General features: G+C 31.8%; 23 protein-coding genes. 10 read left to right on the top strand and 13 right to left on the bottom strand.

The window, feature by feature from the left end:
• Window positions 1-6 precede the first annotated feature (6 nt).
• Entirely contained in the window at window positions 7-582 is a 576-nt protein-coding gene (locus NHF47_RS10715) for a chalcone isomerase family protein (RefSeq protein WP_252764914.1), read from the top strand.
• A gap of 39 nt (window positions 583-621) precedes the next feature.
• On the opposite strand, the gene NHF47_RS10710 is transcribed toward NHF47_RS10715, so the two are convergent.
• The 4 genes from NHF47_RS10710 to NHF47_RS10695 form a co-directional block, all read right to left on the bottom strand.
• Window positions 622-1,584, bottom strand: a complete 963-nt coding sequence (locus NHF47_RS10710) for a carboxypeptidase-like regulatory domain-containing protein (RefSeq protein WP_252764913.1) — start codon at window positions 1,582-1,584, stop codon at window positions 622-624.
• Window positions 1,585-1,646: 62 nt separating this feature from the next.
• Window positions 1,647-2,267 carry an L-threonylcarbamoyladenylate synthase gene (locus NHF47_RS10705; RefSeq protein ID WP_252764912.1) on the bottom strand — a complete coding sequence of 207 codons (621 nt, stop codon included), beginning with the start codon at window positions 2,265-2,267 and terminating at the stop codon, window positions 1,647-1,649.
• Window positions 2,268-2,276: 9 nt separating this feature from the next.
• Window positions 2,277-2,624, bottom strand: coding sequence for a TfoX/Sxy family protein (locus tag NHF47_RS10700; RefSeq protein ID WP_252764911.1), 348 nt, complete (start codon window positions 2,622-2,624; stop codon window positions 2,277-2,279).
• Between the two features lie 3 nt (window positions 2,625-2,627).
• On the bottom strand, window positions 2,628-4,961 hold the full coding sequence (locus tag NHF47_RS10695; RefSeq protein ID WP_252766088.1) for an ATP-dependent helicase: 2,334 nt from the start codon (window positions 4,959-4,961) through the stop codon (window positions 2,628-2,630).
• A gap of 432 nt (window positions 4,962-5,393) precedes the next feature.
• Between NHF47_RS10695 and NHF47_RS10690 the strand changes: the two genes are divergently transcribed.
• Window positions 5,394-5,915 carry a hypothetical protein gene (locus NHF47_RS10690; RefSeq protein WP_252764910.1) on the top strand — a complete coding sequence of 174 codons (522 nt, stop codon included), beginning with the start codon at window positions 5,394-5,396 and terminating at the stop codon, window positions 5,913-5,915.
• Between the two features lie 59 nt (window positions 5,916-5,974).
• Here the strand turns inward: NHF47_RS10690 and NHF47_RS10685 are convergent, their stop codons facing one another.
• The 8 genes from NHF47_RS10685 to NHF47_RS10650 all read right to left on the bottom strand — a co-directional run bounded on the left by NHF47_RS10685 (window position 5,975) and on the right by NHF47_RS10650 (window position 16,503).
• Entirely contained in the window at window positions 5,975-7,723 is a 1,749-nt protein-coding gene (locus tag NHF47_RS10685; RefSeq protein ID WP_252764909.1) for a hypothetical protein, read from the bottom strand.
• Between the two features lie 75 nt (window positions 7,724-7,798).
• The gene (locus tag NHF47_RS10680) at window positions 7,799-8,431 is read right to left on the bottom strand and encodes a response regulator transcription factor (RefSeq protein ID WP_252764908.1); all 633 of its coding nucleotides are present in this window, start codon (window positions 8,429-8,431) and stop codon (window positions 7,799-7,801) included.
• Window positions 8,406-9,764, bottom strand: a complete 1,359-nt coding sequence (locus NHF47_RS10675) for a sensor histidine kinase (RefSeq protein ID WP_252764907.1) — start codon at window positions 9,762-9,764, stop codon at window positions 8,406-8,408. The genes NHF47_RS10680 and NHF47_RS10675 overlap by 26 nt, the downstream gene beginning before the upstream one ends.
• Window positions 9,765-9,837: 73 nt before the next feature.
• Entirely contained in the window at window positions 9,838-11,061 is a 1,224-nt protein-coding gene (locus tag NHF47_RS10670) for a hypothetical protein (protein ID WP_252764906.1), read from the bottom strand.
• 27 nt (window positions 11,062-11,088) lie between these two features.
• The gene (locus tag NHF47_RS10665) at window positions 11,089-11,871 is read right to left on the bottom strand and encodes a hypothetical protein (protein ID WP_252764905.1); all 783 of its coding nucleotides are present in this window, start codon (window positions 11,869-11,871) and stop codon (window positions 11,089-11,091) included.
• A gap of 22 nt (window positions 11,872-11,893) precedes the next feature.
• Window positions 11,894-13,390 carry a GDSL-type esterase/lipase family protein gene (locus NHF47_RS10660; RefSeq protein WP_252764904.1) on the bottom strand — a complete coding sequence of 499 codons (1,497 nt, stop codon included), beginning with the start codon at window positions 13,388-13,390 and terminating at the stop codon, window positions 11,894-11,896.
• Window positions 13,391-13,512: 122 nt separating this feature from the next.
• On the bottom strand, window positions 13,513-14,421 hold the full coding sequence (locus tag NHF47_RS10655) for a patatin family protein (RefSeq protein WP_252764903.1): 909 nt from the start codon (window positions 14,419-14,421) through the stop codon (window positions 13,513-13,515).
• Window positions 14,422-16,503, bottom strand: coding sequence for a M1 family metallopeptidase (locus NHF47_RS10650; protein WP_252764902.1), 2,082 nt, complete (start codon window positions 16,501-16,503; stop codon window positions 14,422-14,424).
• Between the two features lie 85 nt (window positions 16,504-16,588).
• Here NHF47_RS10650 and NHF47_RS10645 point away from each other — a divergent pair, with 85 nt between their 5' ends.
• The 4 genes from NHF47_RS10645 to NHF47_RS10630 all read left to right on the top strand — a co-directional run bounded on the left by NHF47_RS10645 (window position 16,589) and on the right by NHF47_RS10630 (window position 19,215).
• Entirely contained in the window at window positions 16,589-17,311 is a 723-nt protein-coding gene (locus NHF47_RS10645; RefSeq protein WP_252764901.1) for a diphthine--ammonia ligase, read from the top strand.
• Window positions 17,312-17,317: 6 nt separating this feature from the next.
• The gene (locus NHF47_RS10640; RefSeq protein ID WP_252764900.1) at window positions 17,318-17,812 is read left to right on the top strand and encodes a hypothetical protein; all 495 of its coding nucleotides are present in this window, start codon (window positions 17,318-17,320) and stop codon (window positions 17,810-17,812) included.
• 2 nt (window positions 17,813-17,814) lie between these two features.
• Window positions 17,815-18,516: an aspartyl/asparaginyl beta-hydroxylase domain-containing protein gene (locus NHF47_RS10635; RefSeq protein ID WP_252764899.1), complete on the top strand. Its 702-nt coding sequence runs from the start codon at window positions 17,815-17,817 to the stop codon at window positions 18,514-18,516.
• Window positions 18,517-18,618: 102 nt separating this feature from the next.
• On the top strand, window positions 18,619-19,215 hold the full coding sequence (locus NHF47_RS10630) for a hypothetical protein (protein ID WP_252764898.1): 597 nt from the start codon (window positions 18,619-18,621) through the stop codon (window positions 19,213-19,215).
• Window positions 19,216-19,317: 102 nt separating this feature from the next.
• Here NHF47_RS10630 and NHF47_RS10625 read toward each other — a convergent pair whose 3' ends face one another.
• Window positions 19,318-19,791 (bottom strand): hypothetical protein, encoded by a 474-nt coding sequence (locus tag NHF47_RS10625; RefSeq protein ID WP_252764897.1) that lies wholly within the window; start codon window positions 19,789-19,791, stop codon window positions 19,318-19,320.
• A gap of 239 nt (window positions 19,792-20,030) precedes the next feature.
• Between NHF47_RS10625 and NHF47_RS10620 the strand changes: the two genes are divergently transcribed.
• From NHF47_RS10620 to NHF47_RS10605, 4 genes are all read left to right on the top strand, one after another.
• Window positions 20,031-22,568 (top strand): DUF559 domain-containing protein, encoded by a 2,538-nt coding sequence (locus tag NHF47_RS10620; protein ID WP_252764896.1) that lies wholly within the window; start codon window positions 20,031-20,033, stop codon window positions 22,566-22,568.
• Between the two features lie 696 nt (window positions 22,569-23,264).
• The gene (locus tag NHF47_RS10615) at window positions 23,265-23,891 is read left to right on the top strand and encodes a toxin-antitoxin system YwqK family antitoxin (protein WP_252764895.1); all 627 of its coding nucleotides are present in this window, start codon (window positions 23,265-23,267) and stop codon (window positions 23,889-23,891) included.
• Between the two features lie 180 nt (window positions 23,892-24,071).
• A complete protein-coding gene (locus NHF47_RS10610; protein WP_252764894.1) occupies window positions 24,072-24,635 on the top strand; it encodes a hypothetical protein in 564 nt (187 codons plus the stop codon).
• A 271-nt stretch (window positions 24,636-24,906) separates the two neighbouring features.
• Window positions 24,907-26,415 carry a right-handed parallel beta-helix repeat-containing protein gene (locus tag NHF47_RS10605; protein ID WP_252764893.1) on the top strand — a complete coding sequence of 503 codons (1,509 nt, stop codon included), beginning with the start codon at window positions 24,907-24,909 and terminating at the stop codon, window positions 26,413-26,415.
• Window positions 26,416-26,743 lie beyond the last annotated feature (328 nt).

Here is a 26,743-nt window from a genome sequence, read left to right as displayed (position 1 = left end):
AAATTTATGAAAAAAATTATTTTGTTATTAGCTTTTCTGTTGAGCGTATCAGCATTTTCTCAAGATGATTTAGATGTTGATGGAATTAAAATTAAGAAACACATCAAGGTTCGAGATTCTGGTGGAAAAACCAAGTTAGTCCTTAACGGATATGGAATTCGAGATAAAATGTGGATTAACTTATATGTTCAAGCATTATATTTAACTGAAAAAACCGACGATCCTAAAAAGATTTTAGATTCTGATGAAACAATAGCTACTAGATTGTATGTAACTTCTTCTTTGGTTACTAGAGAGAAATTAATCAAAGCAATTGAAGAAGGTATTGAAAAATCATATCAAAGTGAATTAGAACCTTTAAGAGAGCGAATGAATAAATTTATGTCTTTCTTTGAATCCGTAACTGAAAAAGGGTATGTTGAATTTGTATATTCTAAAGAAGACGTTAAAACCTATGTATTTATAAATGATAAATTAACAGGTGAAATTGAAGGTTTAGATTTTAGAAAAGCTCTTTTTGGTATTTGGTTAGAAGATCGTTGTGTTGACCGAACATTAAAGAAAAGATTATTAGGAAAATAATTTAAATATATAAATGCTCTTCAAATGAAGAGCATTTTTTTATAATCCATAATTTGAAGGTAACAAATCTCCTATTTTTCTTGCAGTAATATCACCTGAAAAATATATTTTATCATAATCAGAAAATAAACCAAAACGATCTACATAAAACGTATTCGTATAAAAACTTATTTTTGATTGTTCTTTCTTATTATATAAAATATTAAATTCTGCTATGAAATTCGTATTTGAACGTTTCTTCTGTTTTGTGACAGTAATTGTATATAATTCGGTTTTCTCGTTTTTATCAATTTTAAAATGTTCCATTGGAGACGTCATAAAACTTCCTTCAAACAATAAAAAGTCATCCTTACCCCATTGATTTGCAATTAAATTTCGAAAAAATTGTAAAGAAGAACCTTCATAGGACTTTTTCCTTCTTTTGATATATTTCGTATCCTTTGAAATTTCAGTAAAAAATGAAGTTCCTGCATATAGAGAATTAATAACATCGGTACTCTTGATACTTAATTTATAAAAAACACATTCAAAATCCACGAGTTGAAATTGAATTTGATAATTTAGATATGCATTTTTTATTTGTAGGGGTTTGTCTGAATAAGCTTTAAAAACCAATTTTTCTTTATCGTAATCAAAATAAAGTTCGTCTTCATTTTCAATAATACACTGGCTTCCTGCTTTATTGATTCCTAAAAATTGTTCTTTAAATAGTTTAAGCATTTCTGCTCTAGTAAATTGATTCCTTTGGACTACAACTTCTTTTAGCTCTTTAATATCTTCTGATAAAAGAATCTGCAGAGGTTGAGTTGTTGAGATACTTTGATACGAGGTCCTATAACCAAAATAACTGACTACTAAAACTGAATTAATTGCAGCAGGAAGTGTTAATTTAAAATATCCTTTTTCGTCGGTTGCCGTTCCTAAAGTAGTACCATCAATATAAACTGATGCTCCAAATAAAGGTTCTCTGTTGTTATTGGTTACCCTACCTTCGATATTCATTTGAGAAAAAACAAAGCAACTGTTAAAAAAAAGAAATAGAAAAATACAATTTACTTTCATCATTATAAAATATCCAAGCTACCCTTTCCTTCACGAATGACTTCTGGTTCGTAGCCTGACAAGTCTATAATAGTTGAAGCTACATTATCACCGTAACCTCCATCAATAACTAAATCGACTTTATTTTGCCATTTTTCAAAAATAAGCTCTGGATCAGTAGAATATTCTAAAACTTCATCTTCATCACGGATCGAAGTAGAAACAATTGGGTTCCCTAATTTACTTACAATTTGAAGTGCAATATTATTATTAGGAACACGAATACCAACCGTTTTCTTTTTACGAAATTCTTTTGGTAGTTCATTATTTCCAGGTAGAATAAAGGTATACGGTCCAGGTAAAGCTCTTTTTAAAATTTTAAAAGTGGCCGTATCTATTTGTTTGATATAGTCAGAAATATTACTTAAATCACTGCATACAAAAGAAAAGTTTGCTTTTTCGAGTTTTATCCCCTTAAGTCTTGCTATTCGTTCCAAAGCTCTTGAATTAGTAATATCACAGCCTAATCCATAAACGGTGTCTGTTGGATAAATGACTAAGCCTCCGTCACGTAATACATTTACCACTTTTTGTATTGCCGCTTCGCTGGGTTTGTCCTCGTATATTCTTATGAATTCGGCCATTTGTGTTTGTTATTTATTTTTTTTACTTTTTAAAACTCCTTTTATAGAAAATTCAATTCCATAGTCTAGTATTTCAGATAACGCCAAATCACTTACAAAAGCTTCTTGATCTATTAAAAGAAAGCCTTTCATTATTTTTCCTGTGAAATCCATTGTATGAAAATGATTTTTATGTAATAATGCTTCGTAATTTTCGTCTAAAACTCTTAGCATAATTTGCTCTTTCATAACACCAAAACACATCTTATCATTTAGCATAAAAGCGATACCTCCAAACATTTTTTTATCTACAAATTCTATTCCCTTTAGAATAAGCAACTTCTTAATTCGCAAATATGTATTTTCATCAAAAGGCATGAGTTATCCTATTACCTGAAGTTTGGCAAATTTTAGTAGTAATTTTTTCAAACCACCCACATCAAATTTTATTTCAGCTTTTTTATCTGCACCTACTCCTTCTATGCTCATAATTTGTCCTTTACCAAATCGTTCGTGCATCACTATATTGCCAACCACTAAATTCGAATCAAATAAATTAGTATTACTTTGTGTTTTAATACCCGAAACAGGTTTCAATTTACGAATATTTGACTTATTATTCGCTTCAGTATTCAAATAAGCTGGTGGTGCACTTGAAACAGGTTTAGACAATCGTAGTTTAGATTTATCTATATCTCCAAAAATATCAATATCCATTTGTGGTTTGTAACGATATCCGCCATGGTCTACAGGGTTCAAATATTCTAAATAGGAATCATTAATTTCTTCTATAAAACGAGAAGGCTCGCTATCCACAAGTTTTCCCCATCTATAACGAGATTGAGCATATGTTAAATAAGCTTGATGTTCGGCTCTGGTTAAAGCCACATAGAACAAACGTCTTTCTTCTTCTAGTTCGCTTCTTGTATTTAAACTCATCGCACTTGGGAACAGGTCTTCTTCTAAACCTACAATAAAGACATGTGGAAACTCGAGACCTTTTGCTAAGTGAATGGTCATTAAAGCGACACGATCATCATCTCCAGTATCCTTATCTAAATCGGTTGCCAAAGCGACATCTTCTAAAAATTCCGCCAAAGCACCTCTTGCCCCATCAACTTCTTTTTGACCTTCCGTAAAATCTTTAATACCGTTTAAAAGCTCTTCAATATTTTCTATACGTGTAATTCCTTCTGGAGTTCCATCTTTTTTTAATTCTTGAACTAAACCTGTCTTTTTAGTAATATGTTCCGTTAAATAAAAGGCATCCTGATTTTCGTTAATGACTTGAAAACTCTTAATCATGGTTACAAAATCTTGCAGCTTTGTTTTTGTTCCCGAATTTAGTCTTAAATCAATTTTATCGATATGCTCCATGACTTCAAAAATAGAACGCTTAAAATGATTTGCCGCTACCGTTAGTTTTTCAACTGTTGAATTTCCAATACCACGAGCAGGATAATTAATTACACGTACTAAAGCTTCTTCGTCTTTAGGATTGATAACTAAACGTAAGTAAGCCAAAACGTCTTTAATTTCTTTCCTTTGGTAGAATGATAAACCCCCATATATTCGATACGGAATATCTCTTTTTCGTAAGGCATCTTCAATGGAACGCGATTGCGCATTGGTACGATATAAAACTGCAAAACTACTGTTGGACAATTGATTTTGCATCTTTTGTTCAAAAATAGTAGAAGCGACAAATCGACCTTCTTCACTATCTGTTACACTGCGATGTACTTTAATTTTTGGACCATCTTCATTAGCTGTCCAAACTACTTTATCTAATTTCGTTTTGTTTTTATCAATCACATTATTCGCTGCTTCCACTATATTTTTAGAAGAACGGTAATTTTGTTCCAAACGATACATACGCACATTGTCATAATCTTTTTGGAAGTTCAGAATGTTATTAATATTAGCTCCGCGGAATGCATAAATACTTTGGGCATCATCACCTACAACACATATATTTTGAAAACGATCGGATAAAGCTCTTACAATTAAATATTGAGAATGGTTCGTATCTTGATACTCGTCAACTAAAATATAGCGAAAACGATCTTGGTATTTCGCTAATACATCAGGAAAGCGATTTAACAATTCATTCGTTTTCAACAATAAATCGTCAAAATCCATGGCTCCTGATTTGAAACAACGCTCCACATATTGCTGATAAATTTCACCCATTCTTGGCTTTTTGCTCATTGCATCCGCTTCTTGCAAATCGGAATTATTAAAATAGGCTTTAACCGTTATTAAAGAATTTTTATAGGATGAGATTCTACCTAAAATTTGTTTCGGTTTATAAATATCTTTATCCAATTGCATTTCTTTGATAATTGCACCAATTAAGCGTACCGAATCTTGCGTATCATAAATGGTAAAGTTAGAAGGATATCCTAATTTTTCAGATTCAATTCTTAAAATTTTTGCAAAAACAGAGTGGAAAGTTCCCATCCAAAGGTTTTTTGCTTCATTGTTTCCCACAATATCAGCAATACGCTTTTTCATTTCTCTCGCTGCTTTATTCGTAAAAGTTAACGCTAAAATATTGAAAGCATCCACCCCTTGACTCATCAAATTAGCTATCCGAACTGTTAGTACTCTCGTTTTTCCTGATCCTGCACCTGCAATTACAATCATAGGGCCATCCTTTTGTAAAACAGGAGCTTGTTGCGCTTCGTTTAATTGAGAAATTATATTTTGTATCACGATAATTTTATAGTTTTTACTAATCTACAAAAATAGGGTTTTCCAATGCAATAATCAACTTGAAATTCAAAAATTGAAATTTAAATAATTTAGTAATAACCAAATAGTTGCATTTATTTCAGCCCTTTTTTAGTGAGTATCATTTATTTTTAAAATAGTATTTACATGATGTGTATGGATTCGAAACAAGTGTATTTTAGCCCCGATAAAAGTGACATCCTTTTTTATTTTTATACATTTTTATTTTTTTACCTTATAGATCAAAAAATAAAAAAGATAGAACGGATAGCGGGACAATTCTTCTTAAAAACTAATTTTGAGTGCTCCTATTTCTCAAAAACAGTTTAAAAAACATTTCAAATATTAATAGCCCTCTCATTTGCTTTTTGATTTTTTTAATATTTTCTTTGTGATTGAAAATTTATAATTATGGATAGTACAAAACTTATTGAATTAGCTTTTTACACGCTACCAGCCTTAATTACAGGTGGTGTGGCTTATTTTTTATTTTATTCTTTTTTTAAAAGTGAAGAAAGCAGAAGACGTTTTGAATTATTAAAAGAAAACCAGAAACAAGCTTTGCCTATTCGCTTACAAGCCTATGAACGTTTGGTTTTGTTGTTAGAACGAATTAACCCTGCACAATTATTATTACGAGTTAGTCCACCAAATACAGATAAGAATGACTATGCTACCCTATTGATTCATACCATTCAAACTGAATTTGAACATAATTTGACACAACAAATTTATATTACGGCAACTACTTGGGATGTAATTAATAAAGCCAAAAACTCAACGATTCAAATGATACGTCAGAAATCGATTTCTGAAGAAGTAGCTAATGCTGAAAAATTGCGTGAAGCCATCTTAATAGAATTGACAGAAAGTGAAGCACCAAGTAATGTTGCCATCAGTTATATTAAAGAAGAATTAAAGACTGTTTTTTAAATACAAAATCCCGAATTACTTCGGGATTTTTATTTTCTTTTTCATGTGTTTATAAACTATTAGTTATCTCTAATAACATGTATTACACCAGTTATGGAATGCGTTGTGTTTGTTGTAGCATCTTCATAAGTCCCACTAAAAGTCATATCAATATATTCTCCAACGGCTCCAAAATTACTTAAATTAAAAGAAACAGTATTGGTGGTTTGTTGGCCAATATAATTAAAGTCGCCACCTTCCAATTGATACGTACTCGTAGTATAAATTCCAGGTACATTATTATTTCCCCACAAGTAGAACCCATTCGTAGTCGTTCCATTTCCTTGTACACTAATTGATAATCCATTTGGCGAATAGCCTGCTTGGATAGGACCAATTAAGTATTGCACAGGGTTGTTATCAATTTGGTATGTAACATACTCATTTACTGCTGTACAAGCAATTAAGTTACCAATATTTGTTACCGGTGTAGTAAACGTATATGCTATTTCTCCTGAAGTTTGTAGATTTGTATAATCGTAAGCTTCAAGCGTAAAAGAATCGTTACTACTACAAACTAAAGTATTAAATTCAAAATCGCCATTGGTAACATCAGCTACTAAAGTTTGATTTCCGTAATGCAATAAAACATAACCATCCGTTACAACAGCATTATTACATTGTACCAAAGTACCTACTACAGTAGTTTGTTGTACCATTCCGGCTGTTAAAACAATATTTGGTAAAACCGTATTTACGGCAAAAGGTCCTATTTGAGACGTACTTATTAGATTACCACAATTGTCGAATATATTCATGGTTAACGTTTGGTTTGCTGGAACTAAACCACAAATTTCACCATTACTATTACTAATTCCTGTTCGAGGATACGTTTGATTGTTTGGAACCAATTGTACTTCTACATTTGCGATAGGTTGATTATTAGGATTCACAATAGTTAAACATAAATTAACCGTTGGAAACTGTGCATCGCAATTCCACCAAGAAAAGTGAGTAACATTTCCCACATATTTATTTCCAAGCTTAGTTGCTGAACCTGATTCAACCCAATATCCTGCTTCTTCATCAAAATGCCATAACGGAATAATACTAGGTGCATTTGCAGCTTGGGCAGGATCGATTGGCATTTCAATGGATGCTGTTCCTGATAATTGCAATTTTTCACCAGCAGAACCTTGTAATTCGACGTTTACCATTCCAAAGGTTTCCAATACTTTTGCGTCTCCATTTGCATTAGAAGCTAATAATGATCCTGGCATTTTTGCATCTATATCTTCATCTGAAGGATCTAAATGATGCATGACAACATTCACATTTCCGTTGTAAGCTGTTCCGTCTTCATGCTTAAAATTACCGTCAAAATTAACTTTAGCTCCATTGGGTAGTGCTACGTTTCCTGTAGTACCAGAATTTACTGAACCTACAACAGTTGCACTTAATAACATGATTTTTACATGATTTACTCCTGAAGTAGGAATCACTGTTCTTGAACCTGTTAAATATCCTGTTTTAGTTGCTTTGATATAGGCAAAATTGGATTTTACGGATGCATTTTTTATGATAAAAATTCCATTGGCATCTGTTAAAGCTTGAGAGGAACCAATTTTTACAGTTGCATTAAAAATAGGATTTTTGTCTTCGTCCATAATTTGTCCCATAAAATCTTTGGAAACGGTCGTTCCAAAATCATAATTTATGGTTGTCTCCTCATTTTCTTCTGGAACATAAGCATCATCATTGGTTTCACAACTCATCAATAGAAGTGAAAAAACAAAGAATAAACCTAATCTAGTTTTTAAATTTTTCATGATATCTGTTTTTTTAAAGTTTTATATATACAGATACATTACCAAACAAAATTGTTACCCCTAACCCTATTTTTTTTAAACCAATCCTTTTTCTATGGCAATTTTAACTAATCCTGCGGTATTTCTAACGTTGAGTTTTTGTATCAAGTTACTTCGATGTGCTTCAATAGCTTTATGAGTCACAAAAAGTTTTTCTGCAATTTCATCCGTTGTAAATTCTTGAACAATTAATTCTAAAACTTCTTTTTCTCTACGGGTAATTTTAGGTAAAAAATCTTGTTTTTTATCTATTCCAATAGTTTCGCTTAAAATTTGATTTTTCAATTCTTTGGGCAAAAAAATTTCATCCTCCATAACCATATTAATGGCTTTTATGATTTCTTCAGAAGACGTGTTTTTTAATAAGTAACCTTTGGCACCATTTCGAAGCATCAACCGAACTAAGTTAATATCTTCAAAACTAGTTAAAGCAATAATTTTTAGTTTAGGAACTAATTTTAAAATCTCTTTACACGCTACTGTTCCATTTCCATCTTTTAGATTAATATCTAACAATAATATATCTGGATTATCTAGATAAATATGCTGTAACGTTTCTTCAATAGAAGTATATGAAGCGGTTATATTATAGTGTTGGTCTTGTTGAAACATGGCTTTTAAACCTTCAATAATCATGGCATGATCATCTGTTATGGCTATTGAAATCATAATTGTTTGTTTTTAATGGTATACTAATTAAAATAGTGGTTCCTTGATTTGAACTTTCAATCTCCATTTTAGCGTTAAGATAATTTACTCTTTTTTCTATGTTAATAAGCCCAATTCCTTTGCTTTGTTTATTTTCGTCAAAACCAATTCCGTCATCTTCAATGGTAATATTTAAGAATTCCTCTAAATTATTACAATAGACCAAAATTTCTTTCGCTTTTGCATGTTTAATAGCATTTTGTACCAATTCTTGAACAATTCGATACAAACTGGTTTCCATATTTTTTGGTAAGACCAATTCATCTCCAAACCATTGATAATCGATTAATAAAGCAGAATGATTCATTTTATTACAAAATTGTTCCAATGCAACAGATAATCCATATTGTGAAATGGTATATGGAGTAAGATTATGTGAAATAGTTCTTACTTGCTCACAAGTAGTATCTATCATAGCGATACTTTTATCTAAATTTTCTTTACCAACATCATTTGCCAACTTATTTTTAAATGCCATCAGTTGAAATTTAATCGCTGATAAATCGCCATTAATGCCATCATGTAAATCTTGAGCAATTCGATTTCTTTCCTTTTCTTCTCCCTCAATAAGTGCGTTTAATTTTGTGATTTCAAGTTGGTGACTGGTTTTTAATTGTTCGTTCTTTTGTTTGACACTTTCATCATTTATCAACTTTATTTTGTAGGCTAACCCTAAACTAAAACAAAAAGTTTCAATAATAATTCCAATGATAAAATACTGCAAGGGTTGGTAATCATGCAATTGATGATAACTTAAGATAAAAGCAATTAATGCAAAAACAATATAAGCGATTATACCTGTTAATAAAAAATATTTATGTTTATCGGAATGTTTCAAGGCTAATGGAAAAAAATAGAAAAAAAGTAACAAGACAATTGGTAAATACAAATAGGTAAAAAGTGAAAAAAACAAAGAATATAGATGATAATGTATCGATACGATTGCAAATACTAAGAATAAACCAATTACGGCAAATAAAAATAGGCGCACCTTTTTAAAAACCTTCGGCAAAAATTTTTGAAAATCTAAAAAGTATAAGGCAAAAATAAAGTAGAAACTATAGAATACTACTTGTATTAACCAATTATAATGTAAGAGAATATCTGAATCAATTATTTTTGATAAAGGAATATAAATTCGTTCGTCTTTAGTACTTAAGTAGGCTAACAAAAAAGTACTATAAAAAACATAATATTTAAAGCTCTTTTCTTTAGTATACCAATAGATGCATCCGCTGATAATTGTAAATAATATCAGATAAGACAATGCAGCATACCATAAAAAGAAAAGCATAAATTGATTTTAAGTAAAAATAAATAAAATATCATTGTGCTCAAGTGAAAATAGCACAATGATATTTATACAATTAATCCAAGAACCAAATACCATTATTTGGTCGTTCTGAATCAGATGCAAACAGTTTCAATCCTCCAATAACCCAAATTTTATCTTTAAAAGCAGTTGCTGTATGATCTGATCTATCGTTAAAGTTAGCACTTTCTACATTTCTAGTCCAATTAATCCCGTCTTTTGAAAACCAAACATCGTTTCGATCAATAGTTGCAAAACCTCCTATTAACCAAATTTTATTATCATAAACCACGAGTTGATGACGAGAACGATTACCAAAATTAGTTTCAGTTGTTTCTAATTGCCAAGTGGCTCCATTTGTTGAGCTTCTAACTTCATTTCCGTTAACCATGTACATTTTATTATTAAAAACTACTGTTGTATGCTCTTGTTTAAAGGCAATATTAGCATTATTCGTAGCAGGTAACCAAGTAATTCCATCTGTTGAAAACCAAACATCATGTATAGATTGTGACGGATTTAGATGTCCTCCAATTACCCACATTTTATTATCAAAAACAACAGAGGAATGGCCTTGACGAATGGAAAATGCTGCTGCTGCAGTTGCTTGTGTCCAAGTAACTCCATCCGTAGAAAACCATACATCATTCTTACTATTAGTAGTGTTTGTTTTCCCACCAATGATCCACATTTTATTATCAAATACTACGGATGAATGATTTTTTCTACTACCAAAAGGCGGACTAGCATTAATTACTGTCCAGTTCACACCATCAGAAGAATTGCGAACGCCATTATCTTCTCCTCCTAATATCCAAAGTTTATCTTGAAAAACTAGAGTCGTGTGTTCATTTAAAAGTGTAAAACCATTTAAACCTAAAGTGCCATTTGTCAAGTTTCTTGTTGTAAAATTAAAGACACTACTAGCTTGTGTTTCTGCTCCTAAATTATCTTTGGCTTTAATACTCCAAAATAAATTTTCCGATAAAGGCAACCTTTCTGAAGTGGTAAAAGTGGTTCCGTTAATATTGGTAACTATTGGTTGCAAGTCATTTATTGATGTTCCCATAAGCAAATCATAAGTTACATTAAAACCTTCTGGATCAATTGCAGGTTCCCAAATAAAAGTAGGATTTAAAGTCACATTTGTTGCTCCATCAGCTATAGCAACTAAATCAAAAACATCTGGATTTAGATTGGATACATCGTTAGAATCATCTTTACTACAACTTAAAAAGATTGAAAGAATACTTAAAAATAGAAAGAGATTATTTTTCATGATATTTGATTTAAATTTGAACATCTTTTATTGTACTTTTAATAATAAAGTTTTAGCTCCATTTTGACTGGTAATCAGCATCTTTCCATTTTCTACGTAGTATTTGCCCACATCAACGGTTTGAGTTTGTCCATTTTGTGTTACCGTAATGAATAAATGTTTGTTTTTTGTGGACCAACTTACACCTGGTGCTTTATTGCCATAACCTGAAGAGGAACTTCCGGAATAATCACTTCCACTCATAGTAGCTTGACTTCCTCCATCTGCTATTCCGCCATCAGTGTAGAAAACTACTTTTTGCGTAAAACTACCTCCAAAAAAACCATCTCCAGAACCTGAATTATACAATTGTTCTTGTTTCCAAACTCCCACAACATTTAAATCTCTTTCCGTATTAGAACTCTTTTGTGTTGTTGCTGTTTTTGGATTAGATACTACTGTAGCATTTTGACTTCCATTTTTGGTAAAAACTACATTTTGAGTTTGTGCTAAACCCACATTACTAAAATCAAAACTCATATCAATTTGATTATTTTGCAAGCAACCCGAAACAATAATATTGATTTGAAGATTGTTCTCTACTGCATTTCCTTTTAAGCAATTCCCTTCTTTTTGGGCTGTTATAACATACGTTTGTTGCTCATCTTGCATGGTTCCTACATACATATCTTTACTTTGCTTTTGTAAAGACAGCGTAATGATAGCTCCATTTATTTCTCCTGTGTAATTCCCTTCCATTTGTGCTTGTGTTGCATTTTGACAAGACATGAATATTGATATAATACCAATATATATTATTGATGCTCTCATTTTTAAGGATTTTAAAATTATTTTATTCTAAAGAAACTTTCTTTAATGGTTTTATTTTATCTGAAAAATTGGATTGATTATTAATCAAAGTCAGTTCTTTTTTCTTATTATTTTGCAATTTTATTCTTGCTTTGGCAGCTTCCTTCGCTTTCTTAATTGCTAACATTTTTCTGTCTTTAAAAATGGCATCTACATTTGCATCTAATTTTTTATATATAGCTTCTTTATAAATTACTTTGAATCCCCTTACATTTGGATGAAAAGTCCCTCTTTCATCACCTTGTCTCATTATGGATTGGCCAAGTGTATTAAAATATCCTTCACAATTACAAACTCCAAAACCGTTTGCTTTTTTAGAGACATCTACTAAATCCCAACCATGAAGGGTTGCCGCTTCCGCTACTCTATCATTTAATTTTTTAAATATATTATTGTTTATAAATTCCCAATCTTCATTGGCAATTTGATTTTCTAGGATTCCCCAGCATGCACTCGGATGTTGATAACATAGTCTATCTCCTTCACCAATTAAAGGATTGGGATAATTCATCCAAACAATTTTTGAAGGAGTTATTTCTGCATTCAAAAAATTCATGAATGATTCATAAACATCTGGTAAATTATCGAGCGCTGTATTTAATTCTTGGTTAAGAGCTTTGTCGGTTCTTAACTCTCTAAAAAAAGATAATAAGCCGCTACCAACAAGGTTTCCAAAACCAATATCATTACCGCCACCATCAGCAAGTAAAATATCTAAACCGTCATATTTTTTTCTTGATAACCAACTTTTAACAATATCCAATTGCTTATCTTGTTTGGTTGCATTTTTGCTAGGATCAACAGGTTGTGCTACTAAAAAAAAGTCAATTACTCTTGCTCCACTACAAGTTGTATTCACATAATCAAAGGCTACATCTTTTCTTTCAGCAATTAGTTTTTTTATTGCTAAAACACCTCCACTATTATTGGAACGATGACAAGCGTCATTTTCCCATGGCTCATCCCCTTTACCACCTTCACCAGAAGCATAAGAATCTCCCATATAAGCTATTGTTAAAGGTCTTGGCATTACAAAACTACTCACTGGACTATTAATGGTAAGTTCTTCTGTTGCTCCATTTGGAATATGAGTTCTTGCCCATGAAAAATAGACTTTAGTTCCATATGCAAAAATCTTTTCTCTTGGTTTTGGTTCTAAACCTGAATGAGGAAATATGACAGTAGCTTCAACAGTTCCATTTTTTAAATCTTTAAGACTGGCTTTGGTCTCAAAATATTTAGAAGGATTCTTTTTATTAAGTATAAAAGCATTTTTTACTTCTAAAGAATCGGTTCCATAAACGACTGAAACAGAAACATTATTTAAAGGAATACCTAATAATTTTACAATAGACGATGCTTTTCTTTCCCCTGGTTCATCAGGTGTACTTTTAACTTGGATGTTTTGGGCAATCCCAAATTGAAATGATAATAAAATTATCAATACAAGTTGTGTTTTGAATAAAATTTGTGTTCTCATAAGGAATAGTATTTTTTTTACTATTGCAAGTTGAGAAAACTAATAAAGCCATGGAATAGGATTAAACCTAGATTTTAAAATCTAGGGTTTTCCCTAAGTTGTGAAATAGAATGGAAAATGATTTATTCTTCATCAGGAATTTCCTGACGGTCAATTTCTTTGGTTTTGGCATATTCGTAACCAATTTTCCACCATTCCAACATTTGTTTTTTATTGAAAACCAATGAATTTGTAGTTAATAATGTGGGTGTAAAATAAAAATTGATGGTCGCGTTATTTAATTTCGCCTCGTATTTACCAATTTTAATGTTTTGATATTCAATGCGATCCATCATAAAAGCAAAAAGATTACTTAATAACCCAAAAGGACCACGAGCCGGCATTCGATTGTATAAATTGGTTTCACTTTGTAAAATAATAGCATCTACATGGGTTGCACCTCTTTTAATGGCTTCTTCAATAGGAATCATTGAAGCAAAACCACCATCCGCATATTCAAAACTATTCTTTCTAACCAAAGACATAAAAGGTATATAATTACAGGAAATCCAAATCCAATCACAAAAATCATCATAACTAAAATCATTTATAGATTTGTATTCCACAATATTTAAAGACAAATTGGAAACCGTAACAATAATTTCTTTTGGACCTCCTTTTAATTCTTCAAACTCCTCTTCTGTAAATACTTTACGAATTAATTTTTTTAAGTTTTTACTTTCACCAAACGTTTTAGATCCTTTCATAAAATTTCGAAAAACGTTAAAATGATTAATTGCAATAGTATCTTCACCGTATCTTTTTTTAATAATAAACGGACAATTACTGAAAATACTATTTTGGTTTACCGAAGTATATATTTCTTTAATTTTTTCTACTTTTTGCAACGCTAAATGAGAAACTAATAAACTACCTGTAGACGTTCCAAGATACAAATCATAATCTTTGTGTAAATCTTCAATTAAATATTGTGCTACGCCTCCAGCAAAGGCTCCTTTGCTTCCTCCTCCTGATATAACTAGTGCTCTCATTTATGCTGTTTCCTTTAAAAAATAATCGATTCGTTCTCTTTGTGTTGGATTCAATTTATCCTTTAAAAGTATAAATTTTTCTCTAAACTCGTCATTAGATATTAAAACTCTAATGTTATCCTTAGCAAATTTTACAAATTGCCATTTATGGTGTAATGAAGCATCAATCAATTGTTCTAAAACTACATCCGATATTTTACCCAGTTTGATTAACGTTTCTAATGCGGGTTCGCGAACAGAAGCTTCATAAGGCAGTTGCGTATAGGTTTCTAATTCTTGAACCGCTTTTTCTCGCGCTGCTGCATCATCATTGGAGCCCACAATGGCTAATGTTAAATGTGCTAATTTCAAATTGTAATTCAAACCTGTCCAATCTTTAGACATCGCAACTAAACGATCTCGATCATCTTCAAAATTAGTCCACAATCGAAATAAAGCAATCTCTTTAGTGATATAAGAGGCGTCATTTAATAAGGTTTCAAAGTCATTTTTAAAAGATAAAGGTATGCGAGATAATACTTCTGCAACGGCTTGTCTAACTTTAATATCATTTGTTTCTAAAGCTAATTTTAAGATTTCCAATTGCTGTGCTTCTGTTAAGTTTTGCGTTTCATACACGATTTCTTGTTTCACTGTATAACACACCTTGGATTGAATCATGGTTTTAAATTTATCAAACAAAGCTTCATTCGATAAATGTTTATTGGTTTTACCAAATTCAACCAATTGATTGACCGATTCGTTTTGTATCAAATAACCAATCGCTTTTTCTAAATTAAATGTGGGATTTTCTAGCCAATTCTTTTTAAAAGAAGCCACATCATAACGAGATACTTTCTGTATTTCTGCTAAAAAATCATCAGTAGTTACATTTTGAAATGCATACTTTTTCAAATAATTTTGAACGGCTTTCTGAAAGTTTTTTGCTCCAACATTCATTCTTAAAACATGCAAAGCCCAAGCACCTTTTTTGTAAAAGGTTAACGAACTCGCCTTTTCATTTAAAATAGGAATGCTATCATAGGTATTGGCTTGCTTTAATTCCAATGCAGATTGGTACAACTGATTGTAAAAATAATCGTCTCCAAAAACATCTTTTTCAGCTAACAAAGCATAATACGTAGCAAAGCCTTCTTGCAACCAATGATGTTTACTTTCCTTTGCGGTAATTAAATCCCCAAACCATTGATGTGCCAACTCGTGTGCATTAACATTTAAATAGTTTTTATCATTGAAACCGATGGAATCTACTACAAAATCCTGTGAAAAAATCGTGGAAGTGGTATTTTCCATTCCTGCGTATAGAAAATCTCTCACTGGAACTTGTCGGTATACTTCCCAAGGGTACTTCACTCCTATTTCTTTTTCTAAAAACTCAAACATTTGTTTAGAATAACGAAAGGTTGGTTCAAATTTCGCAACATCCTTTTTATACAAATAAAATTCTAAAGTGGAACCTGATTTTGTCCTTGTGGTTTGTTTTTCAAAGTTACCAATGGCAAGCATTACTAAATAGGAAGACATGGGTTTTTGCATTTTGTATTCCCAAAGCTTATTACTTGAAGACAAAGGAGGATATTCTACTATTGAATGAAGCATTCCATTTGATAAAACTTCAAAATCCTTATCAAATTCAATTGCTATATTAAAAATCACTTTTTCATTTACATCATCAAAACTAGGTAACCAATGACTCGTATTTTTACCTTGACCTTGTGTCCAAATTTGTAAATCTTCTCCTGCTCCAGTAAAATATAAGGTTTGTTTAGGTTTTGCTTCATAGCTAAACGAAACAGTATTTTTTCCTTTGGTAAAACCTTCAAAAAGTAACAATTCTTTACCAGAATTTTTATAGGCAACTTCTTTATTATTAATTATAACATCTTTAAAATCAATACGAATAGCATCCATTCTAATTGTATCTATCGCACTTAAAACCTCAAAGGTATAAGTTACTTTTCCTTTTATTGTTTTTTCTGAAAAATCTGGTTGAACCAAAGCATCACATTGTATAAAATCAACTTTTTTGGTTTGTTGGGCTACCAACGAAAAAGTAAAAAATAAGATATAGAAGTATTTCATGATTCAGATTAATTGTTTCAAATTTACAAAGCTTAGTGCAATAATGTATCGATTTTTGTAAGTTTACACTATAATTATACCAAAATTGAAAAAGAAAGCTATTTTTAACTGGAGCAGTGGCAAAGATTCGGCCTTAACTTTATATAAAATCCTTCAAGAAAACGAATACGAAGTAATAACATTACTTACGAGTGTGAATTCGCAATACCAACGCATTTCCATGCATGGTGTGCGTATTGAACTACTGGAAAAGCAAGCTGAGCTTATTGGTTTACCCTTAACCAAAATGATGATTCCAGAAATGCCAACCATGGAAATCTATGATGATGTCATGCGTAAGACTTTGCTAGAATTTAAAGAAAAAGGAATTGATTACTCTATTTTTGGAGACATTTTCTTAGAAGATTTACGAAAATACAGAGAAGATAAATTGGCTTTGGCCAACTTTACAGGAGTATTTCCTTTATGGAAAAAAGATACGAAAGCTCTAATTGAGGAATTTCTTGAACTGGGTTTTAAAACGATTATTGTTTGTGTCAACGAAAAATATTTAGGTAAAGAATTTGTTGGTCGCGTTATCGATGAAAATTTCATCAATGATTTACCTCCTAATGTAGATCCTTGTGGTGAAAACGGAGAATTTCATACCTTTACATTTGACGGTCCTATCTTCTCAAAACCCGTTCCCTTTGAATTAGGTGAAATTGTGTATCGAAAATATGAACCTACTAACTCTTCTTCAAACGATGTTTGTAAAACGGAAGATTCACCTTATACATATGGATTTTGGTATTGTGATTTAATATAAACAATTATGGAAGCTACTCTTGAAAAAATTACTTCTTTTTTGTCCGAAATAGGCATCTCTCTTTTGGAAAAAGAACTTACAAATGATACTTTTTTACCAGGATTAGCGCTCTCTAATAAAGGAATTGAAATTGATTACAACAAACTATTATATCCTGGTGATATTTTACATGAAGCCGGACATTTAGCGGTTACCACTGCTGAAGATCGAGAAAAAATTGGCACCCCAAATATGCCTCAAGAATGGCCAACACAAGGAGATGAAATTGGCGCAATGCTTTGGTCGTATGCTGCAGCCATTCATTTAGAAATACCACTAGATATTGTTTTTCATTCCAATGGTTATAAAGGAAGTTCAGAATGGTTGATTCAATCCTACAAAGAAAATAATTTCATTGGTTTACCCTTATTAGAATGGTTTGGTTTAACCTATGGACCAGAAAAAGCGGTAGAAAATAATGTACAACCATTCCCTCACATGATAGAATGGATTAGAAAGTAATCATGGAAAATCTGGTCAAACATATCCGATTCCCTTTTACTTTTGATGTTGAGAAATTACAACAAGAAGTACAAACCATTCTTACTCAAAAATGGATCAATCATTACAATGCCAATGATTATGATGGCGATTGGTCTTCTATTGCGTTGCTTTCTCAAGGTGGAAAATCTGAGAATATCAACGCGATACACATTGGTAACGAAAAAGTGAGCTACACTGAAATAACAACTTCTTGTACGTATCTTAAAGATGTCATAGATTCGTTTTTATTTGAAAAAACAACAGCACGTCTCTTACGTTTAGCAGCAGGTGCCTACATTAAACCGCATACCGATAATTGTTTGGGTTATGAAGATGGGGTTTTCAGAATTCACATTCCCGTGATTACTAATCCAAATGTTGAATTTATTTTGGATAATGAGCGTTTGATCATGAAAGAAGGAGAATGTTGGTATATCGATGCCAATTTTACGCATGCTGTAGCCAATAAAGGAACACATGATCGTATTCATTTAGTGATAGATGGCATTCGAAATGAATGGACTGACCAGTTGTTTTTTAAAGAAGCCAATCCGGAACAATTTGTAAAACCAGAACCCCAACTTACCCTAGCTGAAAAAAAACTGCTTCTAGCACAGCTAAAAACCATGAATACCCCTATTGCGGAAGAGCTAATTCAAAAAATTAGTAAAGAAATAGAATAAATTTGAGGAAAAACCTCATGTAAATACCTGTTTTTTCCTTATCTTTTTCAAATAATTCTGTACGACCTTTGTACAATCTATACAACTATAAAAACAAGTATTATGTTTGAAAATTTAGACGTTCTAAAAATTCTTGGCTACGGTATGAGTGGCTTTAGCTTTCTACTGGTATTGCTTACCTTTTTTCTCTTAAGAGCAGAACAAAAAAGAGAACAGGAACCCAGACCTTTAATCATTAAAATGATTTGGCGTTTTATGCTAATGACCATTTTCATGGTCCTTGTAAACGGTTTCATTTCCTTACCACTTTTCAATCAAAATGCAAAATTACATGAAAGTGTTACCCAGCTTTCGAATAATAGTAATGAAGAAATTACAAATGAAATTGCTCAAAATGCAGCTGAAATAGAAGATTTAATTTCAACTCCTAAAACGAACGAAGACTCCATTCAAAATGCCATGCAGGAAATTATAGACAAACAAAACAAGGCTTTAGACAGCATAAAAGCTACTTTAACCATTGCAAATTCTACTGAAGAAAGAATTACAGAAATTGATAATTTAAAACAAGAAATGGCGGTTAATTATAAAGTATTGCTAAATCCAAATGTAGACAAAAGCACAAAAATGGAAGCCAATCAAAACTTAAAAGTTTTAAATACAGACTTAAAAAGGATTGCAATCACTCCTAGTAAATAAAATAAATCCAGATTTTCAATACGAAAATCTGGATATGCTATCATTTAGTTGGCAAAAAACTATCTATAATTTCTAAATGATATTTCTCAAAAAAAGTTAGTTTTAATTTTTATACGACAAATTCTGTTTTATAAAATTAGGGTAAGGCGTCTTAAAGTTATTCCATAAAGACCCAATCAACACAAAAGACATTCCAAATAAGGTTATCCACTCTGGTAAATTAAAAACCAATTTACTTGGAATCATAATACAAAAACCTATAATACTCATAAGAAAAGGGCCATATCCTCTTGTGGGTATTTTTCGAAACAACAATCCGAGATGTATGGCTAAGAAAATAATAAAAACAGGTAATAACCATTGCATGTAAGGCATTTCAGTAATACCTATACTCCCTAGCATACTCATGTAAATCGCCCAACAAACAGGGCATTTAGGAAAGAAAGCAATCAGAATACTTACTATAAAGCTTGGAATAGCTCGCCATGCTTTTCTAAAAATATGCCATTGTAACTTCTTTTGATTCGGACAAGAAGAAGAATTACAAGTACAGGTTGTATTTTTACTAGTTTCCATAATGCCTTATTTGTCTGTTAGAGCATGAAAATTTACTGGTATAAAAATAGAACATCTAAAAAAATCACATATAGGTATTTTTACCTGTTTTTAAAGTATGAATATAAATGTTACATTTTATTATTCTTAAATTATGCTTTATCTTCGCTTTTGATTATAGAAATCAGAAATTTAAATCTTAATCTCTTTTCTGAAGTTTAAATTGAATTTGATTTTTGATATTGACATTGCCAGTAAACATGAATTTATTAGAAACACCTATTGAATACTTAAAAGGAGTGGGTCCTAATCGAGGCGATTTACTTCGAAAGGAACTCAATATTCATAAATATGGTGATTTAATTCATTTGTTCCCAAATCGATACATCGACCGAACGCGCTATTTTAAAATCAATCAATTACAAAATAACAACTCTGAAGTTCAAATTATTGGAAAAATCATCCATATTAAAACAGTAGAACAAAAAAGAGGCAAACGCTTAGTGGCTACCTTTATTGATGATACCGGTGAAATGGAATTGGTTTGGTTTCAAGGGCATAAATGGATCAGAGAAAGTTTAAAACTAAATGAAGTTTATGTCATTTTTGGAAAAGTGACTCAGTTTGGAAGTACGTTTAATATGGCACATCCTGAAATGGAGCTTCTAGCTGAACATAAAGCAAGTTTGCGATCGGCTATGCAACCCGTTTACCCAAGTACAGAAAAATTAGCCAACAAAGGGATTTCAAATCGAGTGATTAACAAACTCATGCAACAGCTCTTTATTGAAACGCATGTGCTTTTTTCTGAAACCTTACCGAATTATTTACTTGACGAATTAAAATTACTTTCTAAAAAAGAAGCCTTATTTAATATTCACTTTCCGAAAAACCAGGATTTATTATCCAAAGCACAATTTCGATTGAAATTTGAAGAATTATTTTTCATTCAATTGCAATTGATAACCAAAAACCTCATTCGCAAGCATAAAATTAAAGGCCTGCCTTTTAAAACTATTGGAGAAAACTTTACCAATTTTTACAACAATCATTTGCCTTTCGAACTAACCAATGCTCAAAAAAGAGTTATTAAAGAAATACGTAACGACCTTGGTAGTAATGCACAAATGAATCGTTTGCTACAAGGTGATGTAGGTTCGGGAAAAACGATTGTGGCCTTACTTTGTATGCTTATGGCAAAAGATAACGGCTTTCAAAGTTGTTTGATGGCTCCTACTGAAATTTTAGCTACCCAACATTACATTGGTTTAACCGAATTAGCGAAAAACTTAAATATCAATATCCAAATTTTAACAGGATCAACCAAAACAAAAGAACGTAAAGTAATTCATGAAGCACTTGAAAACGGTTCTTTAGACATCCTCATTGGTACACATGCGTTACTAGAAGATAAAGTAGTTTTTAAGAACCTTGGTTTAGCCATTATAGACGAACAACATCGTTTTGGAGTGGAACAACGTAGCAAATTATGGAAAAAAGGGAGCCTACCTCAATCCTTCCAAAGGAAGGAAGTAGAAAAAGTGCTACAAAAGTACCAAACTGCTAGACCCTCAGCTTATGCATTATTAAAAGAAAGAAAAATTAACAATAAAAAGAAAGCTACACAAGCTGAATCTATACTTTGGGAATTTTTGAGAAATAAAAAATTGAATTATAAATTTAGACGACAACATATTATAGATATTTTTATTGTTGACTTCGTCAATCTTGAAAAGAATTTGATTATAGAAGTTGATGGTGGTTATCATCAATTACAAGAGCAAAAAGAAGCTGATGAATTAAGAACAGAAATATTAAATGAATTAGGATTCAAAGTAATTAGATTTACTAATGAAGAAGTAATTGGAAATACTACAGCTGTTTTAAATAGAATTGAACACGTATTGCAAAGCCTCCCTTCTGGGGAGGTTGGTGGAGCCACTATTCCACCGCATATTTTAGTCATGACCGCTACACCTATTCCACGCACACTTGCCATGAGTTTGTATGGGGATTTAGATATTTCGGTTATTGATGAATTACCTGCTGGTCGAAAACCCATTCAAACCGTACATCGGTATGATAGTAATCGCTTGAAAGTTTGGCGTTTTTTAAAAGATGAAATAGCCAAAGGCAGACAAGTCTATATCGTTTATCCATTAATTCAAGAATCAGAAAAAATGGACTATAAAGATTTAATGGACGGTTATGAAAGCATTTCAAGAGATTTTCCTTTGCCGCACTATTCCATTTCTATTGTTCACGGCCAAATGAAACCAGCCGATAAAGAAGAAGAAATGCGTCGTTTTGCAGCGGGTAAAACCAATATCATGGTAGCTACAACGGTGATTGAAGTGGGTGTTAATGTACCCAATGCATCGGTTATGGTGATTGAAAGTGCAGAACGTTTCGGATTGTCTCAGTTGCATCAGTTGCGGGGTCGCGTGGGTCGTGGTGCCGAACAAAGTTATTGTATTTTAATGACGGGTTTTAAACTAAGTGAAGACAGTAAAATTAGAATGGAAACGATGGTGCGTACCAATGACGGATTTGAGATTTCAGAAGTGGATTTGAAATTACGTGGTCCCGGTGATATCATGGGAAAACAGCAAAGTGGTGTCTTAAATTTACAAATTGCAGACATTGTAAAAGACAAAGAAATTCTACAATTGGCCCGACATAAAGCAATCCAACTTCTCAAAGAGGATGCTACGATGGAAAAACCAGTTCATGAAGCCCTCCGAAAAGCCTTTATAGAAGTAAGCAAAAAGAAAAACATTTGGAATTATATCAGTTAATGTTGTGTATTAAAATAAAAACAAGCCTATCTACCTGTTGTAAATGTAAAACTGAATAAAAACGAGTGCATAACAACGGTTTTAAAAAACTGGAGTTTGTGTGTTTAATGGAACGGTCCTTATACAAACTTTCTTCTTCGAAGTCAGGTTTTTTTCTTTCAGACTTTTCGTTATATTTGTCAACATAAGTAACAAAAATCCATCACTTCTTATTTTTTGTATTTAAAACCCAACATGATAAAACAAATATTATTCTCACTTCTATTTTTCATAATTCTTGTCTCATGTTCTGAAAATATTAACGACAACAAATACAGAAATTCCAATTATCTTTTTTATGAAGAAGATGGATGAAAAGGTTATTGGCAGAAAATAACCCCAAATTCAAGCTTTGAATACAAAAAGGGGAAGCTCACATATTTTTACGATAATAGCAATAAGTTTAGTGAAATTGAAGTTATTGATTCGTTTCCTAATAGAACAATAAAATATTATGACAAAAAAGAAAAACTCATAAAAACGCATTGGATAAAAAAAGACTCACTAGTAAAAGAGCATTTAGAAAATGGTTATTATAAACATTATTACTCTCCAAATGGACCAATTATTCAAGAAGGATTAGTTAAAAATAATTTAAGACAAGGTATTTGGAGATTCTATAGAAATGAAGACGGTACTATAATCAGAATAACTGAAATGAAAGACAATTTCGCTCATGGTAAAAGTGAGAATTATTGGAAAAATGGGAATAGAAGAAATGTTGCATATTGGGACATGGGAAAAGAATCTGGTCAAGGAATAATTTACTACAAAAATGGTAAAATTGAAGAAAAGCATTTTATTAAAGAGGGAAAAGTTCATGGAAGAATTGAACAATTTTATCCTAATGGCTCTAAAAAGGCTTGGGCTAATACATGGTATGGTATAGTAAAAGACACTTCAATCAACTTTTATGAAAATGGAACTTTAGAAAAAATGACTCTTGTAGAATTAGATACTCTTACAAAAATTTCAATAGGTAAAGAGTTTACATATTATCCAAACGGCAAACTCAAAACAGAAAGTGACGTTAAAAATGATAATTACTTTGGCATTACTATTACATATTATGAAAACGGAAATAAGAAAGAATGGTTGCAGTTAAAGAACAACAAACTTGATGGTAAATTCATAGAGTATTACGAAACTGGAGAAAAAAAACAAGAAATAAAAGCAAAAGATAAATACTTAACTGATAATATTTATATTTTTGATAAAAAAGGAAGAATAATTAAAACATTATTAACTGAAAATGGAAAGGTAGTTGATTCTATTATGAAATGAAACAACACAAAACAATGTTTAATAGTAATTACAACCGATTCTACTATCCTAAGAATTAGCTAAGTACAAACTAGAATTCGCTCAAAATTGTTAACGTCAATACATAACTGAAAATCATTAACTTTAAACCCGTGACTAACGGTTATATGAGACCGTTGGAGGTAAGCTTAAATTCACTCTATGAAATACAGTATTATATTAACGCTATTATGCGTATTTATTTCTTCAGCACAGACTGATACAACAAGAGTTGTTGCAATTGAAAGAAAAATTGATACAATAACGGTTTCCGAATACGTTGATTTTGAAAATAGTTATACAATTCAGAAGCAGAATTGGTTAAAAGTTAATTCGCAATTACCTTTAAATATGTATGGCGGAACAATGCCAAAAGTAAATGGAATCGAGAATGCAGTAATGATAACAGCTTTTAAAAAAAATAAATTTAAAGACTTCAATGAATTTGAACATATATATATAACTGGAAACACTTTTGGAAAGCCTGCTTTGTTTAGTAATCAACATACTTGGTATGGTAGAAATGAAAGAGATTTCAAAAAGATAAAACATGGAGTTAGTTCAAGAGTTTTCTACATATTTAAAAATAAAGTCTACCACAATCAGTTTGTATTATTAGAAACTTCAACTGCCTATTTATTTATTCATTTTTGTTCGACTCCTGAAACTTATACAGAGAATATTGAGAAGTTTAATATATTTTTAAATGGCTTAAGTATTCAATAAAAAACCCGCTAGCGCGGTTTTACTTGGCCAATTCGGCTAAAGCCTCGGGTGCAATCCGTGCCCAAAACCCTTATAATGCACTTACTTTATCAACTCAGCTAATTACGCACTATTAGCGTAAAAAACATCTGGAATTACAGCAGTTAAAAATTCTCTTTCTAATATTTTCTTTTCCACTTTACCTTCAAAAACAGGTATTTCTACCTATAGCCTACTTCTCAAAATGTACTAGTTTTGCTACAAAGCTTTTTGACCAACAAAAATTTGAACTATGCTATTAGAACGCTCGCACCATGTGGTGAAAGAACTCTTCTCTCATGATATTTTTACTTCTATCGATAAAGAAGCCTTATTTAAAAAATACAATGTTGCTCCAGCGATTTACGAACTCAATCATAAGGTGCAACCCCATCTAGAGGCTTGGCAACAAGAAACCTTTGAAATTAAAAGCATTCCTGCAGCAGGTATTCTTATTAATAAACAAGGTCATTATACGTTTTCAAATGATATTACTTGGGAAGCTTTGCCTAACACGGCTGCTATTACAATTCAATGTTCTAATGTCATCTTAGATTTAAACGGATTTTCATTAAAAGTCGACAATAAAGACATTACCAACAATTGTATGGGAATTTCGGTTCTAAATCCGAATACGGTGTTTTTAAATCCGAGCAAACATAAAAAAGTAAATCAAACCGAAATCGTAAATGGAACCCTTTCAGGAACAAGTTTGTATGGCATTTGTGCCCAAAATGTCTCCGATTTACTAATTGAAAACATAACTATTGAAAAAATAAAATACGAAAACCTTACAGAAGCCAATGTGAGTCCGGGCGGTTTTCATATCAACACCGCAGAAAACATTACCCTAACCAATTGTAAGGTTAATGATCTGAAAGTAACCTCTTCTTCCTGTGCGGGTATTCAGTTAATAGAAACCGAAAATGCAACGTTAACCAACTGCACTATGAGTGATTTTACCAATTACGACGGTTCCACTCAAGGGTACAGTTATATTGGTTCCAAAAATTGTAGCAGTATTGGTTGTAAAGCCTTGCATTTTGCATCCCATTATCAAGGAAAAACGACAACCTTAGGACATACCGTTATCGGATTTTGCCCGTGGTTTTCTTCCCATTTAGAATTCAATGATTGCGAATCGGTAGGTATGACGGGCTGTTGTGATGATTGCCATGGGATGTCTATCTTCCTTAATTATAATGTAGTCGTAAACCGCTTTCATGCGGAAGCTATTATTGACGGTTGGGGAACCAATACCGGTGCCAAAGCCACAGGATTAGAAGTATACGGATTAAAAGTAAGCATAAATGACTGCACAGTAGAAAATATTAAAGCTATTCAACCACAAGATCTACAAAGTGCCGGCTACAGTGCTTGGGGCATGGCTATTACTTTTACTAATTGCCTAGCAAAAGATGTAAAAGTTTTAGCCCCTAACCAAGAGCCTAATACACAATACGGTTTTGGAACTGGATTTGGTTGGGCACCCGATCCAAGAGAAGAATTCCGTATCATTCCAGCCATAGATGTTACATATACGAATTGCAATGCGATTGATTGCCAAGTAGGTTTCGACACTTGGTTCCATATCAATTCCACTTGGGAAGACAGCTGCAGTCAGGAAAATTGCGACATTCCTTTATTGGTACAAATTAATGGTTTTAGAACCCTTTCTGGCAATAAATGTTCGGAATGCCCAAAACCCTTTAGCGTAACATTAACCAATGTAGCGAAAGGGAATACGTATCCAGAGATGTAGTTTTTAATTTTTTCAAATATAATCAGGTTAAACCAAACAGATAGTATTTTTAAAAATTAAAACCACAGTATTCTACTTAAAAACAAGTGCAAATAAGCCTACTCCTACAGTATTTTTAAAATTTACAAGTGTAAATAAGCATACTCCTACAGTATTTTTGAAATTTGCAAGTGTAAATAAGCATACTCCTACAGCATTTTTGAAATTTACAAGTGCAACAGAGCATACTCCTATAGGAAATGGTTCAAAGACACTTGTATTTTTTAATATATCTATCGGTCAATAGTAGCTGTAACTTCACTTTTAGCGCCATCTTTTAGTTATTTTT

It is taken from the genome of Flavobacterium sp. NRK F7 (assembly GCF_024054195.1).
In the GTDB taxonomy this organism is placed as follows: Bacteria; Bacteroidota; Bacteroidia; order Flavobacteriales; family Flavobacteriaceae; genus Flavobacterium.
This window is presented reverse-complemented; position numbering and strand designations above follow the sequence as displayed.